This window comes from Kitasatospora sp. NPDC058406, assembly GCF_042722765.1.
Lineage (GTDB): Bacteria > Actinomycetota > Actinomycetes > Streptomycetales > Streptomycetaceae > Kitasatospora.
In genome coordinates, this window is sequence record NZ_JBHXKE010000334.1 from 1 (window position 1) to 7738 (window position 7738).

Annotated in this window: 7 protein-coding genes; 2 read left to right on the forward strand and 5 right to left on the reverse strand. The window is 72.2% G+C overall.

All coding sequences use genetic code 11. From position 1 onward, the window contains the following. Positions 1-250 precede the first annotated feature (250 nt). On the forward strand, positions 251-1018 hold the full coding sequence (locus ACFWOG_RS37605) for an ABC transporter ATP-binding protein (RefSeq protein ID WP_329882900.1): 768 nt from the start codon (positions 251-253) through the stop codon (positions 1016-1018). Between the two features lie 68 nt (positions 1019-1086). Next, on the forward strand, positions 1087-2238 hold the full coding sequence (locus tag ACFWOG_RS37610; protein WP_380363956.1) for a hypothetical protein: 1152 nt from the start codon (positions 1087-1089) through the stop codon (positions 2236-2238). 24 nt (positions 2239-2262) lie between these two features. Here the strand turns inward: ACFWOG_RS37610 and rlmN are convergent, their stop codons facing one another. From rlmN to tsf, 5 genes are all read right to left on the reverse strand, one after another. After that, complete coding sequence (gene rlmN, locus ACFWOG_RS37615; protein WP_329882898.1) at positions 2263-3363, reverse strand: 23S rRNA (adenine(2503)-C(2))-methyltransferase RlmN; 1101 nt, start codon at positions 3361-3363, stop codon at positions 2263-2265. Between the two features lie 154 nt (positions 3364-3517). Continuing rightward, positions 3518-4684, reverse strand: a complete 1167-nt coding sequence (locus ACFWOG_RS37620) for a phosphatidate cytidylyltransferase (protein ID WP_329951685.1) — start codon at positions 4682-4684, stop codon at positions 3518-3520. Positions 4685-5124: 440 nt separating this feature from the next. Then, entirely contained in the window at positions 5125-5682 is a 558-nt protein-coding gene (frr, locus tag ACFWOG_RS37625; protein WP_329882896.1) for a ribosome recycling factor, read from the reverse strand. Positions 5683-5800: 118 nt separating this feature from the next. Beyond that, the gene (gene pyrH / locus ACFWOG_RS37630; RefSeq protein WP_380363959.1) at positions 5801-6565 is read right to left on the reverse strand and encodes a UMP kinase; all 765 of its coding nucleotides are present in this window, start codon (positions 6563-6565) and stop codon (positions 5801-5803) included. 260 nt (positions 6566-6825) lie between these two features. Next, positions 6826-7665, reverse strand: a complete 840-nt coding sequence (tsf, locus tag ACFWOG_RS37635) for a translation elongation factor Ts (RefSeq protein WP_329882894.1) — start codon at positions 7663-7665, stop codon at positions 6826-6828. Between the last annotated feature and the right edge of the window lie 73 nt (positions 7666-7738).

Genomic DNA, 7738 nt, shown 5'->3' on the forward strand with positions numbered 1-7738 from the left:
GTCCCGCTTCCCGCGGGGCCGCCCTGCGGCGTTTCCCCCGGCACCCGGTCGCGGGCCACCGCCCGTCTGCTCCCCCGCCCGCCGTTCCTCCGGACCGTCCCCGACGGTTTTCACGACCGGTTCTTCGATCAAACACGCCTGATTCCGGGTGATTTGCCCCTGATGGGCCAGTGTGCCGCACCCGCGCCCAGGCCCGATCGTTCTAATCTGACGACTGTCATATCCCTGCGGCCACCCAGGATGGAACCTCATGTCAGCGTCCCCTCCTGACAACGACGTGCTGTGGGCCCGGGGGATCGTCAAGTCCCATCACGGCACCCCCGCGCTGCGCGGCGTCTCGATCGGTGTGCGGGAGGGCGAGGTGCTCGCCGTCACCGGTCCGCGCGGCTCCGGCAAGAGCACTCTGCTCGGCTGTCTCTCCGCGCTCCTCCCGGTCGACGAGGGCGAGGTCTGGTTCAACAGCTCCCCCGTGCACACCCTGAGCCGGGCCGGCCGGGAACGGCTCCGCCGCGACCGCTTCGGCTTCGTCGGCTCCGAACCGCACCTGGTGCCCGAACTGACCGCCCGTGAGAACGTCGCCCTGCCGCTGCTGCTCGCCGGGGCCGGCGGCAAGGCCGCCTACACCGCCGCCGACGAGTGGCTGGAGCGCCTCGACATCGGCGAGCTCGCCAAGGTCCGGCCGGATCGACTGGTGCAGGGCCAGCGGCAGCGGGTCGCCGTCGCCCGCGCGCTCGCCCCGCTGCCGCCGGTCGTCTTCGCCGACGACCCGACCGCCCCGCTGCACCGCGAGACCGCCGAACAGGTCATGCGGATACTGACCAGCGCGGCCCGCTCGCACCAGCTCACCCTCGTGCTGGCCACCCACGACCCCGAGCTCGTCCGGTACGCGGACCGTTCCGTCGCGCTCGTCGACGGCCGGCCGTCCGCCCCTGCCGCGCCCGTCACCCGCGGCGGCCCCGTCGCCGCCGGAGGCACCGGAGCCGCCGGGCCCTCCGCCGTCCCCGCCACCGGCCGCTGACGACGCCTATCGCCCGCCGCCCGCCGCCCGCCGCCTGCCGCCTGCCGCCTGCCGCTGAAAGAGTCGACGTGTTCTATCTCCGTCTGGCCCGGGGCTACCGGGCCCTCGACCTCGGCCGCTGGCTGCTGACCGCCCTGGCCGGCGCGGTCGTCGCCGCCTTCCTCCTGCGCGCCCTCGGCCGCGCGATGAGCGAGCCGCTCGGCGGCACCGGCGCCCTCCCCCGGCTGCTCTGGTGCCTGCCGCCACTGGCCGCCGTCGGCTGGTTCGCCGCCGTCGCCGCCCGCGCCGTCCCGGCCCGGTGGCCCGAACGGATCACCGGCCTCACCGCCGCCGGCGCCGGGTCCGCCCGGATCCGGGCCCTGATCGCCGGCGAGGTCGCGCTCGCCTGCGGCGCCGGCTCCGTCCTGACCCTGCTGGTCTTCCTGGTCCTGCGCAACGACATCGCCGGTCCGGCACTCGCCGACGAACTCGGCATGGGCGTACCGCTCCCGGCCGCCGCGCCGGTGACCCTGCTCGCCCTCGTCCCGCTCACCGCCGGGATCGCGGCGGCCGGCGCGGTCTCGCACGCCGAGACCCTGCCCGGCCGCCCCGGGCCCGAGCCGACCGGGTTCGGCCCCTGGCGGCTCGCCCTGCCGGTCGGCCTCGCCGTGATCGGCCTCGCCCTGGAACTGATCGCCCTCCGGCCCGGCGCCGCCGCCGACGGCCGCCCGATCCACCTGCCGGCCGGGCTCGGCACCACCAGCACCGCGGCCCTCGGCGGCTGGATCGCCGGTGCCCTGGGCCTCGCCCTCCTCACGGGGCCGCTGCTCGGATGGGCCGGCCGGCTGCTCGCACTCGGCCGGCCCACCCCGCTGCGCCTGCTCGCCGGGCGCGGCCTGACCGCGCAGGCCCGCCGGCTCGGTCCGCCGCTCGCGGTACTCACCCTGGTGCTCGCGGTGGTGCTCACCACCGTCCGCTACTGGATCGGCGAGCCGGGCAGCGCGGACGTCCTGCCCGCGATCGAGGCGGCTCTCGTCCTGAGCTGCGCAGTCGCCGCGGTGGCGGCCCGGCTGGCCGAACTGCGCACCGCCCGCCGGGGGGTCGCCGAGACCCTGCTGCGGCTCGGCGTCGCACCCCGGATACTGTTCGGCGCGGTCGCGCTGCGGACACTGATGGTCGGCACGGTCCTGCTGGTCACCGGCGGGGCCACCGCGGCGCTGGCCGCGGCCGGCCTGCGCTGACCCCGCCGCTCGGATCGCTCCGGCTCAGCCTGCTGCGGCGAGCTGGCCGCAGGCGCCGTCGATCTCCTGGCCGCGGGTGTCCCGGACGGTGGTCGGCACTCCGTGGGACTGCAGCCTCCGGACGAACTCGCGCTCGTCCTCGGGCCGGGAGGCCGTCCACTTGGAGCCCGGGGTCGGGTTCAGCGGGATCAGGTTGACGTGCACCCGGTGGTTCTTGATCAGCCGGCCGAGCAGGTCCGCCCGCCACGCCTGGTCGTTGATGTCCTTGATCAGCGCGTACTCGATGGAGATCCGGCGGCCGGACTTCTCCGCGTAGTTCCACGCCGCGTCCAGCACCTCGGCGACCTTCCACCGGGTGTTGACCGGCACCAGCTCGTCGCGCAGCTCGTCGTCCGGGGCGTGCAGCGAGAGCGCCAGGCGGCAGCTGAGTCCTTCGTCCGCCAGCCGGTTCATCGCCGGGACCAGCCCGACGGTGGAGACCGTGATGCCCCGCTGGGAGAGACCGAAGCCGTCCGGCGCCGGGTCGGTCAGACGGCGGATCGAGGCCAGCACGCGGTTGTAGTTCGCGAGCGGCTCGCCCATGCCCATGAAGACCACGTTGGAGAGCCGCGCCTCACCGCCCGGGATCTCGCCGTCCTTGAGCGCGCGCATCCCGGCGGCGATCTGCTCGACGATCTCGGCGGTGGAGAGGTTCCGGGTCAGCCCGGCCTGTCCGGTCGCGCAGAACGGGCAGTTCATGCCGCATCCGGCCTGCGAGCTGATGCACATGGTGACCCGGTCCGGGTAGCGCATCAGCACCGACTCGACGAGGGTGCCGTCGAACAGCTTCCAGAGCGTCTTGCGGGTGGTGTCGTCGTCGCAGGACACGTGGCGGACCACCGACATGAGCTCGGGCAGCAGGGCCTCGGTGAGCTTCTCCCGGCTGGCGGCGGGGATGTCCGTCCAGCTCGCCGGGTCGTTCGACATCCGGCCGAAGTAGTGGTTGGAGAGCTGCTTCGAGCGGAACGGCTGCTCGCCCAGCTCGGCGACGGCCTCCTTGCGCTCGGTGGGGCTCAGGTCGGCGAGGTGTCGCGGGGGCTTCGCGCCGCGCGGCGCGGCAAAGGTGAGTTCTCCGGGCTTAGGCATGGTTCATCCAGTGTCGCAGACGGCGCGGGCCCCGGACGCCTGGCGTCCGGGGCCCTGCTCACACCTCTGGTCGAAGCCCTGATCGCGGCCCTGATCGCGGCCCTGGTCCGGCCTCCGGGGCCGGCCTGCGGGCACCGTCCCTCCGGCCTGCGGCTCAGCTGCCGACGAAGGCCGCCAGCAGCAACCAGACCACCGGGGCGGTCGGCAGCAGCGAGTCCAGCCGGTCCATGATGCCGCCGTGACCGGGCAACAGCGTGCCCATGTCCTTGATGCCGAGGTCGCGCTTGATCATCGACTCGCCCAGGTCGCCCAGGGTCGCGGTGACCGCCGCGCAACCGCCCAGGATCAGACCCTGCCACCAGCTGCCGTCGTCGATCACGAACTGCATCAGCAGCGCGCCCGCCAGCATCGACAGGCCGATACCGCCGGCCAGGCCCTCACGGGTCTTGCCCGGGCTGATCGTCGGCGCCAGCTTGGTCCTGCCGAACTTGTAGCCCACCGCGTAGGCCCCGGTGTCACTGCAGACCGTGACGATCAGGAAGAGCACGATCCGCTGCGGGCCGTCGTCGGCCGCCAGCATCATCGCCACGAAGGTGGCCAGGAAGGGGACGTAGAAGGCGGTGAAAATGCCGGCCGTTATGTCCCGCAGGTAGTTCTCCGGCGGCTCGGCCATCCGCCAGACCATCACCGCCAGTCCGGTCAGCGCGAGCGAAGCGGCCGCCCACTGGATCCCCGACCAGTAGCCGGTGGCGACCATCGCGATGCCACCCGCGACCAGCGGGACGAGCGGCGCCTTGATCTCCTTGCGCTCGGCCAGCCGGCTGGTCAGCTCCCAGATGCCGACCGACACCGCCGCGATCACCACGACGAGGAACAGGGCCTTGACGAAGAACAACGAGGCGACGATCACCGCGCCGAGGCCGACACCCACGCCTATCGCGGCCTGGAGATTGCGACCACCGCGCTGCTTGCGCTGTTGCGGCTGCGGGTCGGGCTGCGCCACGGATGTCTCCTGCCCTGGGTGGAACGACGGCACGGGGTGGGGCTGCCCCGCCGCAGGGTGAGGCGCCGCCGGGTGACCCGGGGGCACCGGGTACGCCGCGGCGCCCTGGTACGGCCGGGCACCGGGGGCGGGGGCGGTGTCGTCGGTGATCGCGCGCAGCACGACCGTCTCCGACGAACCCGGCTCCGCCGGGCCGGGCTGCTCGTCCCGGAACAGCGGACCGCTCAGCCGGCCGGCTTCCCGGACCGGCCCCTCGGCGGGTTCGGGCCCGGGCCGGGCTCCCGGCCGGGGTCCCGCGTCGGCCGCTACGGGAGGCATGACCTGAGTCTCCTCCGCGTCGGCGCCCCAGTACACCGGAGACTGCTGGGAGTGACCCGTTCGGTGGCCGGGGTCACCCGCGCCGTGCCGTCCCGGGCCGTCGTACGGCCCTCGGACGCCCTGCTGTTCCGGGGCCCCGTACTGCTCCGGGGTGCCGTACTGGTTGCCGTACCGGTCCGGGGCTCCGTACTGCTCGGAAGCCCCGAACCCGTCCGGGGCCCCGTACTGCTCCGGTGCCCCGTGCCGTCCGTGCGGCTGCGCCGGGGCCGCGTGCTGTCCCGGGGCCTCCCGGTAGGGCGCGGGCGCCGGCGTGCCGGGCGCCGCCGCACCGGGGGCCTGCGCAGGCGCGTTCGGTGTCTGCGCAGGCCGGTGCGGCTGGTACGGCGGGTACTGCTGGTCGGATGGGCCCCAATAGCCAGGGGCGTCAGGGGCGTCGTTCATCAGACTTCGAGCAGCTCGGCTTCCTTGTGCTTCAGCAGCTCGTCGACGGCGGCCACGTACTTGGCCGTGGTGTCGTCGAGCTCCTTCTCCCCGCGGCGACCGTCGTCCTCGCCGACCTCGCCGTCCTTGACCAGCTTGTCGATGGCGTCCTTGGCCTTGCGGCGCACGGCGCGGATCGAGACCTTGGCGTCCTCGCCCTTGCCGCGGGCGACCTTGATGAACTCCCGGCGGCGCTCCTCGGTGAGCTCGGGCAGCACCACCCGGATGATGGAACCGTCGTTGGACGGGTTGACGCCCAGGTCGGAGTCGCGGATCGCCTGCTCGATGGCCTTCAGCGCGGTCTTGTCGAACGGCGAGACGACCGCCATCCGCGGCTCCGGCACGGAGAAGGAGGCCAGCTGGTTGATCGGCGTCACGGCACCGTAGTACTCGGCCACGATCTTGGCGAACATCGCCGGGTGGGCGCGGCCCGTACGGATGGCGGCGAAGTCGTCCTTGGCGACGACGACGGCCTTCTCCATCTTCTCCTCGGCCTCGAGGAGGGTCTCTTCGATCACTGTGTACTCCCTGTCCGGTTGATCTGCGGTTGTCCCGACCGGTATCGGCGTCACGGCCGGACGCGGTGATCACGCTGACCACGCCCGGTCGTCACCGACCCGTACGGCTGGTTGCTGCTCAGGCCCGGACAGAATCCTGGCTGATGAGTGTGCCGATCTTCTCACTCTTCACCGCACGCGCGATATTGCCCTCCGCCAGCAGCTCGAAGACCAGCATCGGGAGGTTGTTGTCCTTGCACAGCGTGATCGCGGTGAGGTCGGCGACCTTCAGGTCGCGGGTGATGACCTCGGAGTACTCCAGCGCGTCGAACTTGACCGCGTCCGGGTTGGTCCGCGGGTCGGAGTCGTAGACGCCGTCCACACCGTTCTTGCCCATCAGCAGCACGTCGGCGTGGATTTCCAGGGCCCGCTGGACGGCGGTGGTGTCGGTGGAGAAGTACGGCATGCCCATACCGGCGCCGAAGATCACCACACGGCCCTTCTCCAGGTGCCGGACGGCGCGCAGGGGCAGGTACGGTTCGGCGACCTGGCCCATGGTGATGGCGGTCTGGACCCGGGTCTCGATGCCCTCCTTGACCAGGAAGTCCTGGAGCGCGAGGCAGTTCATGACCGTGCCGAGCATGCCCATGTAGTCCGAGCGGGCCCGGTCCATACCGCGGACCTGCAGCTCCGCGCCGCGGAAGAAGTTACCGCCGCCGATGACCACCGCGACCTCGGTGCCGGCGCGGACGACCGTGGCGATCTCGCGGGCGATCGCGTGCACGACGTCGGGGTCGACGCCGAGTCCGCCACCACCGGCGAACGCCTCACCGGACAGCTTCAGCATCACCCGGCGACGCGAACCGGTCGGGGTGTCCTGCGCGGTCTCCTGCGTCTCCTGCATGGACTTCTCCTTCTACACCTACTGGTTCACAGGCGTGGATGTGCGGATCCCCGGCCTGCGCGTACACGCGAGGAGGCCACTGCCGCGGGAACCGGTTCGGTGTCCTGCACGGCAATGGCCTCCTCGTCGTTCATGCTGCCGACGCGGCCCGCCCACGGATGTGGCGCTGGGTGAGCCCGTTCGGCGCGTCCCGCCCGCCCTGATCAGCGGGCGGGGGCGGTTCCCAGCCTAAGCTCGCCGGGAGTCCGGTGGAACGTGGCTCAGGCGCCGACGCGGAAGCGGGCGAAGCGCTTGAGGGCGACGCCGTTCTCCTCGAGGACCTTGGCGACGGACTTCTTGTTGTCCTTCGCGAAGGCCTGCTCCAGGACGGAGTTCTCCTTCACGAAGCCCGTGACGCGACCCTCGACGATCTTCGGCAGGGCGGCCTCCGGCTTGCCCTCCTCGCGGGCGGTGGCCTCGGCGACGCGGCGCTCGTTCTCCAGGTCCTCGGCCGGGATGTCCTCGCGCGAGAGGTACTTCGGCGCGAACGCGGCGATGTGCTGCGCGACGTCCTTGGCGACCTCGGCGTTCTCCTTGTCCAGCTCGACCAGGACGCCGACGGCCGGCGGGAGGTCGGGGCTGGTCTTGTGCAGGTAGACCGCGACGAAGCCGTCACCGTCGAACTGCGCGAAGCGGCGGAAGACGATCTTCTCACCCAGGGTCGCGTTGGCCTCGTCCACGAACTGCTGGACGGTCTTGCCGGCCTCGATCTCGGAGGCCAGAGCGGCGTCCAGGTCTGCCGGGGCGGTCTTGGCGACGTGGGTGGCGATCGCGTCGGCGACCTTCACGAAGTTGTCACCCTTGGCGACGAAGTCGGTCTCGCAGTTGAGCTCGACCAGAACGCCGGACTTCTTGTCGTCGGCGATCAGCGCGGCGACGGCGCCGTTGGAGGCGTCACGGCCCTCGCGCTTGGCAACGCCCTTCTGGCCCTTGATGCGCAGAAGCTCGACGGCCTTCTCGACGTTGCCCTCGGCCTCGTCCAGGGCCTTCTTGCAGTCCATCATGCCGGCGCCGGTGAGCTCACGGAGCTTCTTGACGTCCGCGGCGGTGAAGTTCGCCATGGTGTGAATCTCTTCTCGCGTCTCGCGTGTCTGCGTGGGGTTGTGCCTGGGCCCCTGGTTAGGCCCAGGCACG

Bases quoted from the DNA above. Each gene is read 5' to 3' on its own strand.
- ACFWOG_RS37605 (WP_329882900.1), top strand. From the start codon at position 251: ATGTCAGCGTCCCCTCCTGACAACGACGTGCTGTGGGCCCGGGGGATC.
- rlmN (WP_329882898.1), bottom strand. From the start codon at position 3,363: ATGCCTAAGCCCGGAGAACTCACCTTTGCCGCGCCGCGCGGCGCGAAG.
- ACFWOG_RS37620 (WP_329951685.1), bottom strand. From the start codon at position 4,684: ATGCCTCCCGTAGCGGCCGACGCGGGACCCCGGCCGGGAGCCCGGCCC.
- pyrH (WP_380363959.1), bottom strand. From the start codon at position 6,565: ATGCAGGAGACGCAGGAGACCGCGCAGGACACCCCGACCGGTTCGCGT.
- tsf (WP_329882894.1), bottom strand. From the start codon at position 7,665: ATGGCGAACTTCACCGCCGCGGACGTCAAGAAGCTCCGTGAGCTCACC.